Here is a 15,830-nt window from a genome sequence, read left to right as displayed (position 1 = left end):
CCACCTCGCAACCGGCCACGGCGCCAAGCTGCTCCACCGAGGGCCATTGCCATCACGCCCCCACGAGCCCTTTGAGAATGGCCACGATGAGCGGGGCGAGCGCGGCAAGCCCGTACCCCCACCCCGCGCTCTTGAATGCGGTCTTGGCCTTCTCGACCTCCCCCGGATCCCCGCCCGCCATCACATAGCGAACGCCCCCGACGGTGAGGAACACCGTGGCAAGCCCCGCAAGGACGCCCATGAGCCAGTTACGGATGTTGTCGAGGACCTCGTTCACGGACTTGGCCAGTGCCAGGACCTGCTCGGGATCCCCCGCGTGGGCCGAGGAGGCACAGATGATGGGAACGGCGGCGGACAGCAGGGCGATCAGCAGCCACCGCACCACCCGACGACGCCTGTGACGCCGGACGGCACGGTCGGAGAGAGACTTCTGGCGCATCTGGGAGCACCTCCCATGGCGGGCGTTGAGCGGGCGCGAGAGTTGACCTCTCTGTGAAGCCCCTACATCCGAGAAGTCGGTCTAGCGCCGCGCCTTTGGACACGGGGCCGGGGAAATTGCTTGCAGTGCCGTCCGACCTTCAACTCGCGTAGTGGTTACGGAAGGTGAGGGTTGGAGAGTGCTGGCCTCGCGCTCTGGCGGGCCGGCGCGGCCGGAATCGGAGGCGGAATCCATGAGGCCAGTCAGTACGGCATCGGCGACCGGTTCCTCCTCGCCATCCGAGCGGACACCGGCCAGGAGGAAGTCGACCAGTCGGCGCTCGGCTCGTTGCCGGGCCTTGTAGACGCCGGCGCGGGTCCTTCCGTGGGCGAGAGCCCAGCCGGAGACGGACTCCTTGTCGAGCCGGGTGCTGCCGATGAGGTCCGCTTCGGTCCGGGTCAGGACTCCGGCACGGACCGCGTTCGCCAACAGAAGGTCGGGATGCCCCCACGGCGGCCGCGGGGGCACGGATTCGAATCTGGATCCGACCGGAGTGGGTGCGTCCAGTACCTCGCGCAGAGCGGCAAGCCCTCGCCGATAGGCCGCCCAGTTCAGCCGGACGAGCACCCCAGGACGGTCCACGTCGATGGTGGACAGAGCGCCCAGGAACCCCGAGAGCACCTCGGCGTGTACGTCGAGCCCTTCCCCCGGGCATCGCGCCGCCAGACGCTTGGCGATGCGGACGAGCGCCGGCCGCGCCATCCCGATGCAGGCCAGCGTCCAGGGCGCCCCCTCGGCCCGCGAACGCAGCACCAGAGTGCGCCAGACAGCGTCCTTGGTCTCGCGGGGGCACCTTCCGTGGAGCAACCGCTCCAGCAACTCATCAAGAGGAACGGCCCGGTGGGGGAGCCCTGCCAGGCCCCGACAGTCCACAGTCAGTGGCTTCGGCCCCGTCACCAGCCAGATGAAGCACTTCCGTGCGACGTCCAGGGGCATCGCACCCGCTGCTTCTGTCGCCGTGTTCACCTCTCTGCCAAGGCGCTCATCCGCTGATCCGGCCGACATGTCGGCGCCTCCCTTCGCGTGGGAGCGAGCGGTAAGGCGTTGAGTAAGCACGGCGGCCGCCAAGCCCAGGCCAGCGGCTGCATAAGGCGCTACTACGACGGACCGCCGAAGCACTGGTGAGATCTGCGGGAGTTCGTCAGCGGGGCGGTAGTAGCTCCCGACCAGGTCCCTTAGTAGTGATCTAGGAGTGCCGCACGGCTTCCAACGACAAGAGGGCTACGAAGCGCCTCTGACGATGTCGAATGCGGTGGCGAACTCCCGCCTCTTGTAGTGACAGAGCACCTCGTACACGAGGAACAAGAGGAAACAGAGATGCCACAGCTTCATCATCCGGCGGGAGACTGCGGCGACAGCCCATGGCTGGCATCAGCAGTGATCGATGTCGTGCGCCGCTACTGCAACACCAACGAGCATGTCCTCGTACTGGGCGAAGAGCCGATCGAATCGCTACGCGAACCAACCCGGGGTCTGCCAACGGTTGTTGAGTCCGCATCCGGACTCGTCGGGACTCTTGCCGTATGCACGGTCGTCCCGGAGCAACGTCTTGCACATCTCGGCGACGACCCAACAGCCCGGCAGGAGTCCGCATCCGGACCCTGCACGTCGCTCCCCGCACCTCGGGCAGTCGCACTCAGGACGGCTGCGGTACGGAAAGACACCGGCACCGCGAAAGCGCTCCCCGATCGCTTCGACACGGCCATCGCATGCGTGGACCTGCGGTCGTCGAACTGGATTGACGATATTGCCTGGGGCGCCCTTCTGGCCCCCAGCGGGCTCCTTGCCTTCATCACTTACTGTCACGTGCGGGAGAGCGGGACATCGGACTTCTCTGTCCGTGTAGCGTCCATCGCTCACCGCTCCGGGCTCGTTCCATTCGATCAACGAGATCTACGCGTCGCGCCCGAGGAGATCCACGCGCGGCTATTGCTTCTCATCCGCCCGCTTCCCGCAGCGACGGACCCGGGCTGATGCCGACGCCGAAGCGGTCCCGCCCAGAGCGTTGGCTGACCGCGCAGGAAGCCGCTGAACGGCTCCGCATCAAACGGAAGACGCTCTACAACTGGGCGAGCACGTGGGAAGTGGAACACCGCGGTCCGGAACCGCTCCGCATGAGCGGCGGCCGGGCACTGCGCTACCGGGAATCGGACGTCGACCGGTGCGTCGCCACGAGACAGCAGGAGCTTGAAGACGTCTCTGTGCCCAGATGAGTGATGGAGGAGGTCCCCCATGGCGAAGGAGGAACCGTACGACCGCTGGCACAAATCCCGTCCGAAGAAGGGCGAACCAGAATGCCCGGACCACCCCGGCCTGGTACCGAGCGCTGAACACGGGTGCGCGAACCGGTGGCAGGCGCGATGGCGGGACAAGGATGGCCGGCAACGTTCCAAGAACTTTCCGCTCAACAGGAAGCAGGTCGCCGCCGCCTACCAGCGTGGTCAGCGTTCCGCCGTCGACGAGGCGCGCGAGCCGCTCCCACACCGGCTTCAACGGAGAAAGGCCCACGCACCCACCATCAGTGAGTACGTGGAGACGTTCCTCGGTCGGCATGAGGTCCGTCAGTCGACGATCAACGTCTACCGGTCCCGCCTCCAGGCCCACGTCGTTCCTGCCTTGGGGCAGCGACCGGTGGGCGCCGTGAAGCGCGGAGAGTACCGCGACTTCTTCACCGAGCTGAGGCTGAACGGCATGGCGCCCAACACCCGGATCGCGGTGAAGGGCGCGTTGTCCGTCATGCTGTCGATGGCGGTCGAAGACGGCTACTTGGACAGCAATCCGGTGCTGGGCATCCGCCTGGTTCAGGGGAGCAGCCGTGCCACGCGGCTGACGTGGCGGTGCGTCGTCGCCCTGGCCGAGGAGATCTACCCGCGCTACGAACTGCTGACCTGGTACGGGTCGCTGCAGGCACTGCGTTCCATGGAGGCTGTTGCCGTGCGCCGGTCGGACATGGAGGACGTCCCCGGGTGGCAGACCGTGGTGGAGCAGCGGCAGGAGGGGGAGGCCGTTCCTCTGAAGACGCCGGCAAGCATGGCTTCGCTCCCGGTCGGCTCGTTCCTTCTCGACAAGTACCGGGCCCACATGGAGCGTTGGCGCGCACCCCTGCCCAGCCAGGTGCTCAGGGTGCGGGAACGGCGAGGGCTGGCCCCGTACCCGCAGGAGTACGACCACTTGGTCACCGTGACCAAGTACCGGACGCCGGTGCGGGAGTGCTCGCTGTGTTACGCGTTCAACCTGGCCAAGAAGAAGGTTCGGGCGCGAGGGATCGCGCTTCCGCAGGAGACCACGTTTCACGATCTGCGGCACTTCGTCGACGCGGTGTTGATCGCCTCCGGCCTCGAACCGCGCAAGGTCCAGGCCCGCATGCGGCACGCCCGCCTGTCCGAGACGCTCGACACCTACGGCTACTTGGTGTGGGAGGTGGACTGGGAGTACGCCCCGGCCTCCTTCGAAGAGCTGTACGGCATTCCGGCGCCGCCGGGGCTGCCGGAGGCCGCTCTGGTGCCCCGGGCTGAGCGGGAGCGGTCGAGTGGGCGGCGCTGAGCGCCGTCGAGGTGGGAGAAGGAGAGGAATAGGGAGGGACGAAAATCATGATCAACGAAGGGTTCAGGTCCCTCGCGCTGGGCCGTGCCGCCGCGGTTCACCGCGCCCTCCAGGAAGTGCACCCGATGAGCAGGGATGACGGCTGTCCGGCGCATGACCGCAGTTCAGACCCCGTTTCGCGGAGTGCCCGAACTGTTCTGACGTATCTCACGGGGAGGTCGGGATGCTGTCGGGGTTGGCCCGGGGGCCTTGTGGGGGAGTGCTGTGCTGGGCGGTGTCTCGCTGACCCGGGTGTCCCCCGGAGAGCGGAGATCACTGGACAGGCCGAACTGCCAGTGTCTGTCCAGGGGCTCCCCGAAATTTCCGCGCGGAGCACTGGACGTGCGCTGGCCTGCCTGCCGGATCGCCTGAGTCGGGCCGCCGACCTGTACCCAGTTGTATGGAGTAGGGGGCGGCCATGACGGCTCCGAATCTACGGCACGCCTCGGAATCCGATGTGTGGGTCCGTCGAACGGGCGGCATGGTTGTTGCCGGGGTGGCGGCGTACGCGTCGTATGTGCATCAGCGTGAGTTTGCCCGGCAGGGCGGAGCGGATCCGGTGAGCGCCACCCTGTGGCCGTTGTCGGTCGACGGGCTGCTTCTCTTGGCGACGGCGGGTCTGCTGAAGCGTCCAGGCGGAAGTCGTGGGCGACGGACCGATGTCATGAAGTGGCTGAGCTTCCTGCTCGGTATTGCCGTGTCCCTGGCGGCCAATATCGCCGCTGCACCGGAGCTCGCCTGGAGGCCAGTTCTGGTGGCGGGGTGGCCGCCGGTCGCTCTCCTGCTTGCCGTCGAGTTGCTGGCCCACCGGCCGGTGACAGGGACGGGGGTCACCGCTGAACGTCAGGAAGACCGTGGTGGAGCTGGTGGCGGTGAGCGAGATTTCGACAGTGATCCATTGCTAGTGCGGGCCCTTCAAGTGGATGCTCGGCATCGCGAGTTGCACCAGCGCCCGGTGTCGGCTGAGTCGTTGCGTCGTGAGCTGAGGGTCGGCGCGAGTCGGTCGAGGCAGTTGGTGGCCCTGGTTCGAGCCAGTTGCAATGGGGTCGATGCTCCCAGAGCAGGCACGGACGCTGAGTACTGATCAGATCCGATCCATTGGGAGAGCGGGGTTACGCCGGTTGCGGCAGATCGGGGTTCAACTCGTCCGACCGTGCGCCGACCGGCGCTGCCCACATCCGGATCACGGCCGATTAACTGGCGCGCCTCGGTGAGTACTTGGTTGCCATTCAGACGCCGGGTGACCCCGAGGAGGTCATCCCTCGCGACCTCGCTTTCGCTGCAGGCAACGACACGGTGGCGGTGATTCTTGGAGGGCCCGTCGTCACGGACGTTCCGCGCGCCGGCTTGGCGTGACTATCAGGAAGAGGACACCTTCGAGCGCACTCGCTTCCCCCGCGTCCTCATGGTGCCGTGCCGCGGACACGGCACGCGCCGTGGCGGTCGCGCATAGGGGCGACGTCGATGCGTGGCTGCGGACCCAGCTGAACAGTTGAGCCACCATCAGCTCCGGCTCACCCTCCATCACTCTCGCACTGCACGTTTGCAACTGCGGTCGTTGCATGATCGAGATCTCCGGCGGCACAACCGTGCGTCACCCCACAACAGCTATGTCCCATATAGGCAGTTAGTGAATTTTGCCGCCTGGATTTCCTCACCTTCGCCTCATATGTTTCTTAGACGGTTCATACTTTTTGAGGGCTTTTCTCAGTTGCCAGTTCTTAGGGGTGGGGCATGTAGAAGGCGCCTCCGTACGCAGACGTAATCCGTTCTGCTGCCGACAGCGCGAGTGCCTTCAGATGCTCACCCGCCAACAGAGGCAACCGAGTTGACGTCCGTGAGCGGTCCTCAGAAGTGCGTCCGGAGCCGGGTGCTCTCCCCCTTTTTCGCGGGCGCTCGGCCATGCCTGTGACGAGGCCCTCGGGCTTTGACGTTCTACCAGTGGTACTAGATATTTCGGGAGTTCATGTATGAGATGGCACGGCACGCTCGGGCGGCCAGTGGCCATGACGCTGACGGCCGCGTTCGGCGTCTCGCTCTGGTGCACCGGCCCGTTGGCCGGTGCGGCGCACGCGTCCGGCGCGTCCGGTGACGGACTGGATTCGGTGGTCGAGGACTTCTCGTATCCGGACCGGGACAAGCTGCTGGCCGAGAAGGGGCTGAAGCTCCTCTCGGGGGACGGCCACATCACCCTGGCGGACTGCAAGTCCGGCGGTGATCTGATCCGGATCAACAGCCGCGTCACCAAGGACGTGAACACGTGCTTCGCCGTCTCCGGGCCGGTGGGTTATCTGTCCATGGAGGTCGAGCAGACCTATCTGGCCAAGTCCGAAGCCCGTGACGACGTCACGGCGACGGTGCGCAGCGCGGGCCCCAAGGTCAAGGGCGAGAAGGTCGAGAAGGTCGACCTCGAACCGGGCAAGTGGCAGGAGCTGGGCGAGGGTTCCGACCCGAAGAACTCCTCCACGCTGCTCGAACTGAGCGTCGGTCAGGGCAAGGCGGTCAAGGCACCGTCCGGAGATCCCGACCGCCCGTGGCTCGCCCGTGTCACCGTGAATCAGCCGGGGCTCAAGGGCGGGCGGAGCTGCAGCGCCTCCCTGGTCGACAAGAGCTGGGTGCTCACCGCCGCCAGCTGCTTCACCGCCAACCCGGCCAAGTCCGCACCGGCCGAGGGCGCGCCGAAGGGCAGTGCCACGGTCACCTTCGCCGGGCAGGCACCGACGAAGCTTGACTACATCGCGCCGCGCCCGGACCGGGACGTGGTGCTGGCCCGCCTCGCCGCTCCGGTCACCAAGATCACCCCGGCCACGCTCGCGGGCGGCGCACCCGCCGACGGGGCCTCGCTGGTCGCCGCCGGATATGGCCGTACGGACACCGCGTGGTTGCCCAACAGCCCGCACCACAGCAAGACGGCCCTGGGCAAGTCCACCGACACCACAGTGGGGCTGACCGGCGGTCGGATCTGCAAGGGTGACGCCGGTGGCCCGGTGCTGGACGGCAAGGGGAACATCACCGCGGTGCAGAGCCGCTCCGACCACGGCTCCTGTCTGGGCGCGTCCGGCGAGGGCAAGAGCGCGAGCGCGGCCCGCGTCGACAACATCACGAACTGGCTCGACGGCAGCTCCTCCAATAGCAAGGAGCGCTTCACCCTGGACGAGGCCGCCGGTGCACGGCAGGTCTCGGGGCACCCGGCCAAGGAGGCTTCCGCGGAGCTGGGCGGTGGCGCCAAGCTGGGTGCCGCCGGTAAGTCCGGCGGCGCGCTGGGGCTGAACGGGACGACGGCGTACGCGGCGACAACCGACCCGGTGGTGGACACGACCAAGTCGTTCACGGTGTCGGCCTGGGTCAAGCTGGATAACAAGGACAGCAACTACACGTTCCTGTCCCAGGCAGGCGAGCATGCCAGCGGTTTCCAGCTCTACTACTCGAAGTACTTCGACAAGTGGATGTTCAACCGCCACGCCAGCGACGCGGATGACACCAAGATTGTCCGCGCGGCCAGCAAGGACGTCGCCAAGGCGGGCACCTGGACCCACCTGACCGGTGTCTACGACAGTGCGGCCAAGAGGATCGAGCTGTTCGTCAACGGCAAGTCTCAGGCCACCGCCGCCGTCGCCACCCCGTGGCGTGCTCAGGGCGGTCTGCAGATCGGCCGCCTCTTCTACAAGAGTGCCTGGGTGGAGAACGCCGCCGCGACCATTGACGACATCCGCGTCGTCCAGTCCGCGGCCACGGCCACTGACGCCACCGCCCTCCACAAGGGCAAACTGCCTTCCTACCTGCAGGAGTTGGCTTCCTTCCCGCTGGATGAAGCAGCCGGTTCGCAGCGGGTGTCGGGCGGCGTTCCCGGGGAGCTCACCGCGAAGCCGGCCGGTGGCGCCAAGCTGGGTGCCGCGGGAAAGTCCGGTGGCGCGCTGGGGTTGAACGGGTCCACGGCGTACGCGGCGACGGCCGACCCGGTGGTGGACACGACGAAGTCGTTCACCGTCTCGGCCTGGGTCAAGTTGGATAACAAGGACAGCAACTACACGTTCCTGTCCCAGGCGGGCGACCACGCGAGCGGTTTCCAGCTTTACTACTCGAAGTACTTCGACAAGTGGCTGTTCAACCGCCACGCCACCGACGCGGATGACACGAAGATCGTCCGGGCCATGAGTAAGGACACCGCCAAGGCAGGCGTGTGGACCCACCTGGCCGGTGTCTACAACAGCGAGACCAAGAAGATCGAGCTGTTCGTCAACGGCAAGTCCCAGGCCACCGCCGCCGTCGCCACCCCGTGGCGTGCTCAGGGCGGTCTGCAGATCGGCCGCCTCTTCTACAAGAGTGCCTGGACGGAGAACGCCGCCGCGACCATCGACGACGTCCGCGTCGTCCAGTCCGCGGCCACGGCCACCGACGCCACCGCCCTCCAGAACGGTGAAACCCCCTCCCGTCTGCAGGAGTTGGCCACCTTCCCCCTGGACGAGAAGGCGGGCAGCGCGCGCGTCAGCGGCGGTCACGCCGCAGGGTCGGTCGCGACCGTGACCGGTGGCGGCGCCAAGCTGGGCGCGGCCGGCCAGATCGGCAACGCCCTGCACCTGGACGGGTCCACGGCGTACGCCGCGTCGGCCGGATCGGTGGTGGACACGACGAAGTCGTTCACGGTGTCGGCCTGGGTCAAGCTGGATAACAAGGACCGCAACTACACGTTCCTGTCCCAGGCGGGCGACCACGCGAGTGGCTTCCAGCTCTACTACTCGAAGCAGTTCGACAAGTGGCTGTTCAACCGCCACGCCACCGACACCGACGACACGAAGATCGTCCGTGCCATGAGCAAGGACGCCGCTAAGGCAGGCGTGTGGACCCACCTGGCCGGTGTCTACAACAGCGAGACCAAGAAGATCGAGCTGTTCGTCAACGGCAAGTCCCAGGCCAGCACCGCCTTCACCACCCCGTGGCGTGCCCAGGGTGGTCTGCAGATCGGCCGCCTCTTCTACAAGAGCGCCTGGACGGAGAACGCCGCCGCGGTCATCGACAACGTCCGCGTCTGGGACCGGGCCGTCGGCGCGAACGACATCGTCAATGACGGCATCCGTGTCAAGAACTAGCAGGCACTGAGTCGCCTCTTCACCGGGCCCGTCCCGACGTACACGCCGGGACGGGCCCTGATTCGTGCTGCGCACTTATCTCTTCTCCGTGCGCTTGATTGTTTTGCAAGTGAGGACCAAGTATGAATCCGCGCGGCAGATTGACGCTGCCCTTGATAGCGACGCTGGCGGCGACCCTGTGGGCATCGGCGCCGCAGGCCGTGGCGGCCACCGCTCCGCGGCCCGCCGCAGCCAAGGGAACCGCACTTGCCGAGAAGGTGAGTTTCTCCCTGGACGAGGCCGCTGGTTCGCGGCGTGTGTCGGGAGGAACTCCCAAAGAGTTCGCCGCGAAGCTGGGCGGTGGCGCCAAGCTGGGCGACCCGGGGAAGACCGGCGGCGCGCTGCACCTGAACGGGACGACGGCGTATGCGGCGACGACCGGACCGGTGGTGGACACGACGAAGTCGTTCACGGTGTCGGCCTGGGTCAAGCTGGACAACAAGGACCGCAACTACACCTTCCTGTCCCAGGCGGGCGACCACGCGAGTGGCTTCCAGCTCTACTACTCCAAGTACTACGACAAGTGGCTGTTCAACCGTCACGCCACCGACACCGACGGAACGAAGATCGTCCGCGCCGTCAGCAAGGACACCGCCAAGGCGGGCACTTGGACCCACCTCACGGGTTCGTACGACGCGGCCAAACAGTCACTGTCGCTGTCCGTCGGCGGCAAGCTGCAGCAGACGACGAAGTTCACCACTCCCTGGCGGGCCCAGGGCGGACTCCAGATCGGCCGCCTCTTCTACAAGAGCACTTGGCAGGAGAACGCCGCCGCGACCATCGACGGCATCCAGGTCGCGCAGTCGGCGGCGACAGCAGCCGATGTCTCCGCCCTCCACAAGAACGAAATGCCTGCACATATGCAGGAGTTGGCCACCTTCCCGCTCGATGAGAAGGCTGGCAGCGCGCGCGTCAGCGGCGGCAACGGCGCTGGCCCGGTCGCGACTGTGGCCGGTTCGGGCGCCAAGTTGGGCGTCGCCGGAAAGACGGGCGGCGCGTTGCACCTGAACGGGTCGACGGCGTATGCGGCGACGGCCGACCCGGTCGTCGATACCACCAAGTCGTTCACGGTGTCGGCCTGGGTCAAGCTGGACAACAAGGACCGCAACTACACCTTCCTGTCCCAGGCGGGTGACCACGCGAGCGGCTTCCAGCTCTACTACTCCAAGTACTACGACAAGTGGGTCTTAAACCGCCACGCCACCGATACGGACGACACGAAAATTGTTCGCGCGATGAGCAAGAGCGCGGCGAAAAGCGGGACTTGGACTCATCTCACGGGTTCGTACGACGCGGCCAAGCAGTCGCTGTCGCTGTCCGTCGGCGGCAAGCTGCAGCAGACGACGAAGTTCACTACCCCCTGGCGGGCGCAGGGCGGCCTGCAGATCGGCCGCCTCTTCTACAAGAGCGCCTGGCACGAGAACGCCGCCGGGACCATCGACGACATCCGCATCTCGGCGGAAGGCACTCCCGCCTTCTGTTCCAGGACGGTCACCGTCGGGCACCGTGGTGCGCCCACGATCGCCCCGGAGAACACGGTCGCCTCGCTGGAAGCGGCGATCGACCGCGGTGCGGAGTGGGTGGAAACCGATGTGCAGATCACCAAGGACGGCCGGCCGGTCATCATGCACGACGCGACCGTGGACCGGATGACCGACGGCACGGGACGCATCGATCAGCTCACCGCTGCGGAGATCGCGAAGCTGACCGTGAAGGGCGGCGGGCACGTTCCCACTTTGGAGCAGGTGCTGGCCTCGCCCAAGGTCCGTTCCACTCGGATGCTGCTGGAGATCAAGGGGTCGCAGACGCCTGAGAGCGTCGCCCACGCTCTCAGGCTCGTCGCTGAGGCCGGGATGACCGAACACACGATGGTGCAGTCCTTCGATGAGGACGTGGTGCGGTACGCGGCCGCCTCGCCGTACAAGTTCAAGGTCGCATTGCTCCGTTCCAAGCTCGACGCGGACCCTGTGGCGACGGCTCGCGCGTTCTCCCTCAGCGCCTACGCGGTGAGCTTCAAGGGGCTCGCGGCCCAACCCGACGCGGTGAAGCGGCTCAGGGCGGCCGGTGTCGAGACCTTCGTCTGGACCGTCGACCGCGACGTCGACTGGCAGGCCGCGACGTCATGGGGCGTCGACGCGATGATCACTAATCGCCCGGACGAGTTCCTTCGCTGGAAGGAATCCCGGTGCGCCGAGTGAGCACGCCGTGGCTCTTGCGCAGGCATCGGCTCTCCAGCTCCCTCGGCTTCCCTGGCTGGACGGCACGGAAGTCCAGCCCATCAATGCGGTAAGGAGAAAAGCAGTTGGCCATCAGGTCAAGATTCTCGCCGGTCTGGCGTGGCACAGTCACCACGCTCGTGGGCCTGGCGCTGGTCGCGGGCTTGGACATCAGTCCTGCCGCGGCCGTCGACGAACCACAGGTGAAATACACCAGATCGGATGTCCTGGAGGCATGGCGGAACGCCGGCCCCGGGGTGCAGCGGGGGGCTGAGGAGGCACTGGCTGGCTCGGGCAGCGACATCCAGACGTTCATGACCGAGGACCTGCCGGTCCTGGAAGAGCAGGACCTGCGCGTGCAGGTCGCGCAGGTCATGGCCATCGGCGGGCCGGGGGTCCGCGAGGCGGCCAACACCGCTCTGGACGGCGGGGTCCCGGAGCTGGAGGCATTCCTGGACGGAGGGTTCGTCCCCTCGTACGACAAGGATCTGCGCGTCGAGGTCGCGCAGATCATGGCCGCGGGCGGTCCTGGCGTCAAGGACGCTGCCAACAAGGTGCTGGACGAAACGCCCGAGGACTGGCGCAAGTTCATCAACGAGGGGCAGTTCAAGCCGCACGAGGACGACAACCGGGTCCAGGTCTCGCAGTTGATGACCGCGGGCGGCCCCAATGTGAAGAAGGCGGCCCAGCAGGCCCTGGACGGCACCGCCGAGGACATCCAGGACTTCCTCGACGACGGCTGGCAGGTCGCGGCCGCTCGCGATCAGGAGACCCTCAGCGTCTCTCAGTTGGCCGATCTCGCCGACCACGCCCAGAAGCGGGCCAAGAAGCTAACCAAGGAAGCCAAGGAGGAGTCCGCCCGGGCGGAGAAGGCCACGGCCCGGGCCAAGAAGGCCGCGCAGACCGCGGCGGCGGAGGCCAAGAAGACGGCGCACTCGGCCAACAAGGCATCGGCGGGCGCGCGCGGCGCCCCGCGGGGGGCCCACAGGGCGGGCCCCGGAGCGCGGGCGGGGGGGGCGGCGGGCGGGGGGGCGGGCCCGGCGGGCCGGCGGGGGGGCGGGGCGGCGGGACAGGCGGCCTACGCGGCCAGCCGGGCCGGAGGCGCGGCGTCAGCGGCCCAGTCCGCTGCCGCTGCCGCGGCAACCGACGCTTCCCGGGCCAAGGCGGCACGGGCGGCCGCGGAGAAGGCACGGGATGTCGCCAAGGGCGCCGAGAAGGCGGCGGACGCGGCCGATCAGGCCAGCATTGCCTCCGACCAGGCCGCCGTGGCGGCCGGTGCGGCGGCCCGCTCCGGTGCCAACGCGGCTGCTGCGGCGGCTGCGGCCGTCGAGGCCGGTCAATGGGCCGGCGAGGCAGGCGGCAAGGCCAGCGAGGCGAAGGCGGCGGCGGCCCAGGCGAAGAGGCTCGCCGGCCAGGCCACGCGGGCGGCCAATGCCGCCCAGGCCAATGCCAACCAGGCCGCCGCGGCCGCACGCCGCTCGCGGGACGCCGCCCGGGACGCCGCCAAGCACGCCAGGGCAGCGGCCAAGGCGGCGGACAAGGCCGCCGCCGAGGCAGGCAAGGCCGTGGATGCCGCCAAGGCGTCCGGTGATGCGGCGAACGCAGCGACCAAGGCCGCCGACGACACGCAGAAGGCCGTCGACAGCGCCAAGTCCGTGGTGACGCTGGCCCGCAAGGTCGACGCCGAGCGTCTGGCCGAGCAGGAAGAGGAGAACATCCTCGCGGCCGAGGAGGCCAAGAAGGCCGAGGACACCGAAGTCGCGGTCGCCGAATGGGAAGCAGGACGGATCCAGCGGCTCAACACCGAGGCCAACGGACTGCGGGAAGAAGCCACCGCGGCAACGGACCGGAAGGTCAAGGCGGCCAAGGGCAAGCAGCTGGCGGTCAGCCTTCTTGCCACCGGTGGGACCTGGGTGCGCACCGCAGCTGAGACCGCGCTGACAGGAACCGACGATGGCGTCGTCGAGTTCGTGGACACCCGGCTGGGTCTCGCCCTGGAGCAGGACGACCGCGCCAGTGTGGCCCACATCGCAGCTAGTTCCGACAAGCCCGCCCAGCAGCAGGCCGCCGTGGCCGCGCTCGGTCAGCCGATCGAGGAGGTACGGGAGTTCCTGCGGACCCGCACCTATCCGGGCAAGGAATCCGACGACCGAGTCGCGGTCGCGCAGATCATGTCCAAGGGCGGACCAGGTGTGAAGGAGGCGGCCAACAAGGCACTTGACGGGACCTCGGCCGACCTCCAGAAATTCCTGGAAACGGGCCAGTACAAGGCTCAGGAAGCCGACGACCGAGTCACGGCCGCACAAGTCATGGCCAAGGGCGGTCCTGAGGTCAAGGCGGCAGCTCAGGCAGCTCTGTCCGGCCCGGCGTCGGGGCTGCGGTCTTTCCTCACGTACGGGCAGTACAAGGCACAGCAGCGGGACGGCAACGCCGCCGCCCACATCGCCGAGATCGACGCGCTCCTGGCGGGCGCGGACAAGTCGGCGGCCCTCGCGCACAAGGACGCCGCCGAGGCCCAGAAGGCCGCCGCGCACGCCCGCAACAAGGCGAAGGAAGCCATCAAGTGGGCCAACGCTGCCAAGGCATCCGCTGAGCGGGCGGCCAAGGACTCCCAGCGCGCCGACAAGGCCGCCGACCGAGCGGCAAAGTCCGCCGATCAAGCCGCCCAATCCGCCAAGAAGGCGCGCAGCGCCGCCGCATCCGCCCAGCATGACGCGCGGGCAGCGGACGTCTCCGCACAGCAGGCCCAACGCTCCGCGAACCGGGCATATGGCTATTCCGCGAGAGCGAGCACATTCGCCGACCAGGCGGGGCTCTCCGCCGAGGCCGCGGGTAAGGACTCCGTGGCTGCGGCCAAGGCGCAAACGGAGGCCCTGGTCATCGCGGCAGAGAAGCTCGTCGTCGAGCTGCAGGACCAGATGAAGAAGGAGATCCGCGAGGTCAGCAAGCCGGTGTCGGACAAGGAACTTCGCGCAGCCCTGGAGAAGCGATTCAGCCAGTACCGGCGCGGGCTGGTGTGGGGCGGAGACGGCAACGACCTCAAGCCCGGCGAGATCATTCTGGTGTGCGGGGGCGACGGCGCCGGGGGAATGGGCTGCGTCAGAAGCACCACCCTCGACCGACTGATCGGCGCGTACATCGGTCTGGACGAGATTGAGACATGTGCCCGCACGAAGTCTGTGAAGTGCCTCAAGGGCCTCGCGCTCAACGCTCTCAAGGTGAAGTGGCTGAAGAAGGTCAAGCCGTGCAAGAAGAACAGCTTTGTGCCCGGCACGCGCGTCCTGACGGCCAATCACCGGACCAAAGCGATCGAGGACATACGCGTGGGCGACCGGGTGATCGCCACCGATCCGCGAACCGGCCGCACCGAGGCCAAGCCCGTCGAGGACACCATCACCGGTGACGGCAGGAAGAACCTCGTACGCGTCACGGTCGCGAACTCGGGCGCATCGGTGGTCGCCACCGACAAGCACCCCTTCTGGGTGGCCGACGGCGACGGATCCTGGACCGACGCCGCAGCGCTCAAACCCGGTATGCAGCTGCGTGGCAGTGACGGATCCACCCCCCGGATCGCCGCCACCGAGACGTGGACCGCACCCCGACAGCGTGTGTACAACCTGACCGTCGCCGACCTGCACACCTACTACGTGCTCGCGGGTGAGCGTCCGGTACTCGTACACAACGCGGGCAAGTGGTGCGGAGCCGACCTCGAGGCGATGGAGGAGTGGTATCCGTCCACTTTCGGGACCAAGGAGAAGAGCGCCGATTACCATCTCGGCAAGCATGGCAAGGGCCGGACCTTCGCCGAATACACCAAGGAGGCGAGGGACCTGTGGGACAAGACCGACCCGAAGGACCGCATTCCCTGGGATCTGAACGACGGCACCAAGGGCTATAAGATCCGCGGTGACTGGCGCAGCGGAGAAGGTATCTATACCAAGGACGGGAAGATCGTGACCTGGCATGACTGATGACTCCGAATTCAAACGTGCCTTCAGCATCTTCCGTGCCATGCCTTATCCCGGCCGCCCGCAGACCGAGAAACTGCAGGATTGGGGTCTCGAGTTGCTTTCGCTCGATACCCATGTGGCGGGATACGCGGAACGCGTCGACAGTGGCGAGCTGCGCGCCCACGACATCCCGGAGCTGGAGGCCCTGGCGCGCCAGGTCGGCACTCTCCGAGACACTTTGGCCGCGGTTCCCGTACCGACGGACCGGGACGTGCGGCTCAAGGAGGAGTACCGGACCTATGTCGAGACGCTGGACCGGATGATGGCCCACCTCCTGCGGCTGGCGGCGGAGTAGCGGTCCGCCCGACCCGGTGGTCCTGAGCGCGTGGCCTGAGGTTCTCTCCCGCTGAGGAAACCTCAGGCCGCGTGCGGGGAGCAGCGCTGGACACTGCTGAGGAATTTCGCGGCGCCGAGGTCC

At 67.4% G+C, this 15,830-nt stretch carries 10 protein-coding genes; 8 read left to right on the top strand and 2 right to left on the bottom strand.

The window, feature by feature from the left end:
- Nucleotides 1-52: 52 nt before the first annotated feature.
- Nucleotides 53-439, bottom strand: a complete 387-nt coding sequence (locus ACFWYM_RS05770; RefSeq protein WP_384830482.1) for a pilin — start codon at nucleotides 437-439, stop codon at nucleotides 53-55.
- Nucleotides 440-520: 81 nt separating this feature from the next.
- Complete coding sequence (locus tag ACFWYM_RS05765) at nucleotides 521-1,483, bottom strand: hypothetical protein (RefSeq protein WP_384830479.1); 963 nt, start codon at nucleotides 1,481-1,483, stop codon at nucleotides 521-523.
- A gap of 312 nt (nucleotides 1,484-1,795) precedes the next feature.
- On the opposite strand from ACFWYM_RS05765, the gene ACFWYM_RS05760 reads away from it, so the two are divergent.
- From ACFWYM_RS05760 to ACFWYM_RS05725, 8 genes are all read left to right on the top strand, one after another.
- Complete coding sequence (locus tag ACFWYM_RS05760; RefSeq protein WP_384830476.1) at nucleotides 1,796-2,452, top strand: hypothetical protein; 657 nt, start codon at nucleotides 1,796-1,798, stop codon at nucleotides 2,450-2,452.
- Nucleotides 2,452-2,691: a helix-turn-helix transcriptional regulator gene (locus ACFWYM_RS05755; RefSeq protein ID WP_384830473.1), complete on the top strand. Its 240-nt coding sequence runs from the start codon at nucleotides 2,452-2,454 to the stop codon at nucleotides 2,689-2,691. Before ACFWYM_RS05760 ends, ACFWYM_RS05755 begins: the two co-directional genes overlap by 1 nt.
- A 19-nt stretch (nucleotides 2,692-2,710) precedes the next feature.
- Nucleotides 2,711-4,021 (top strand): tyrosine recombinase XerC, encoded by a 1,311-nt coding sequence (gene xerC / locus ACFWYM_RS05750; protein WP_384830470.1) that lies wholly within the window; start codon nucleotides 2,711-2,713, stop codon nucleotides 4,019-4,021.
- A 457-nt stretch (nucleotides 4,022-4,478) separates the two neighbouring features.
- Nucleotides 4,479-5,144: a DUF2637 domain-containing protein gene (locus tag ACFWYM_RS05745; RefSeq protein WP_384830469.1), complete on the top strand. Its 666-nt coding sequence runs from the start codon at nucleotides 4,479-4,481 to the stop codon at nucleotides 5,142-5,144.
- An 886-nt stretch (nucleotides 5,145-6,030) separates the two neighbouring features.
- Complete coding sequence (locus tag ACFWYM_RS05740; RefSeq protein WP_384830466.1) at nucleotides 6,031-9,147, top strand: LamG-like jellyroll fold domain-containing protein; 3,117 nt, start codon at nucleotides 6,031-6,033, stop codon at nucleotides 9,145-9,147.
- Nucleotides 9,148-9,269: 122 nt separating this feature from the next.
- Entirely contained in the window at nucleotides 9,270-11,384 is a 2,115-nt protein-coding gene (locus tag ACFWYM_RS05735; RefSeq protein ID WP_384830463.1) for a glycerophosphodiester phosphodiesterase family protein, read from the top strand.
- Nucleotides 11,385-11,542: 158 nt separating this feature from the next.
- Complete coding sequence (locus ACFWYM_RS05730; protein ID WP_384830834.1) at nucleotides 11,543-15,373, top strand: polymorphic toxin-type HINT domain-containing protein; 3,831 nt, start codon at nucleotides 11,543-11,545, stop codon at nucleotides 15,371-15,373.
- Nucleotides 15,366-15,707 (top strand): hypothetical protein, encoded by a 342-nt coding sequence (locus ACFWYM_RS05725; protein WP_384830460.1) that lies wholly within the window; start codon nucleotides 15,366-15,368, stop codon nucleotides 15,705-15,707. The genes ACFWYM_RS05730 and ACFWYM_RS05725 overlap by 8 nt, the downstream gene beginning before the upstream one ends.
- Nucleotides 15,708-15,830 lie beyond the last annotated feature (123 nt).

This window comes from Streptomyces sp. NPDC059009 (assembly GCF_042740175.1).
Taxonomy (GTDB): Bacteria; Actinomycetota; Actinomycetes; order Streptomycetales; family Streptomycetaceae; genus Streptomyces.
This window is presented reverse-complemented; position numbering and strand designations above follow the sequence as displayed.

Excerpts from the sequence above, each read along its gene's own strand:
- ACFWYM_RS05760 (WP_384830476.1), top strand. The coding sequence starts at position 1,796 with ATGCCACAGCTTCATCATCCGGCGGGAGACTGCGGCGACAGCCCATGG.
- ACFWYM_RS05770 (WP_384830482.1), bottom strand. The coding sequence starts at position 439 with ATGCGCCAGAAGTCTCTCTCCGACCGTGCCGTCCGGCGTCACAGGCGT.
- xerC (WP_384830470.1), top strand. The coding sequence starts at position 2,711 with ATGGCGAAGGAGGAACCGTACGACCGCTGGCACAAATCCCGTCCGAAG.
- ACFWYM_RS05740 (WP_384830466.1), top strand. The coding sequence starts at position 6,031 with ATGAGATGGCACGGCACGCTCGGGCGGCCAGTGGCCATGACGCTGACG.
- ACFWYM_RS05745 (WP_384830469.1), top strand. The coding sequence starts at position 4,479 with ATGACGGCTCCGAATCTACGGCACGCCTCGGAATCCGATGTGTGGGTC.
- ACFWYM_RS05765 (WP_384830479.1), bottom strand. The coding sequence starts at position 1,483 with ATGTCGGCCGGATCAGCGGATGAGCGCCTTGGCAGAGAGGTGAACACG.
- ACFWYM_RS05755 (WP_384830473.1), top strand. The coding sequence starts at position 2,452 with ATGCCGACGCCGAAGCGGTCCCGCCCAGAGCGTTGGCTGACCGCGCAG.
- ACFWYM_RS05735 (WP_384830463.1), top strand. The coding sequence starts at position 9,270 with ATGAATCCGCGCGGCAGATTGACGCTGCCCTTGATAGCGACGCTGGCG.
- ACFWYM_RS05725 (WP_384830460.1), top strand. The coding sequence starts at position 15,366 with ATGACTGATGACTCCGAATTCAAACGTGCCTTCAGCATCTTCCGTGCC.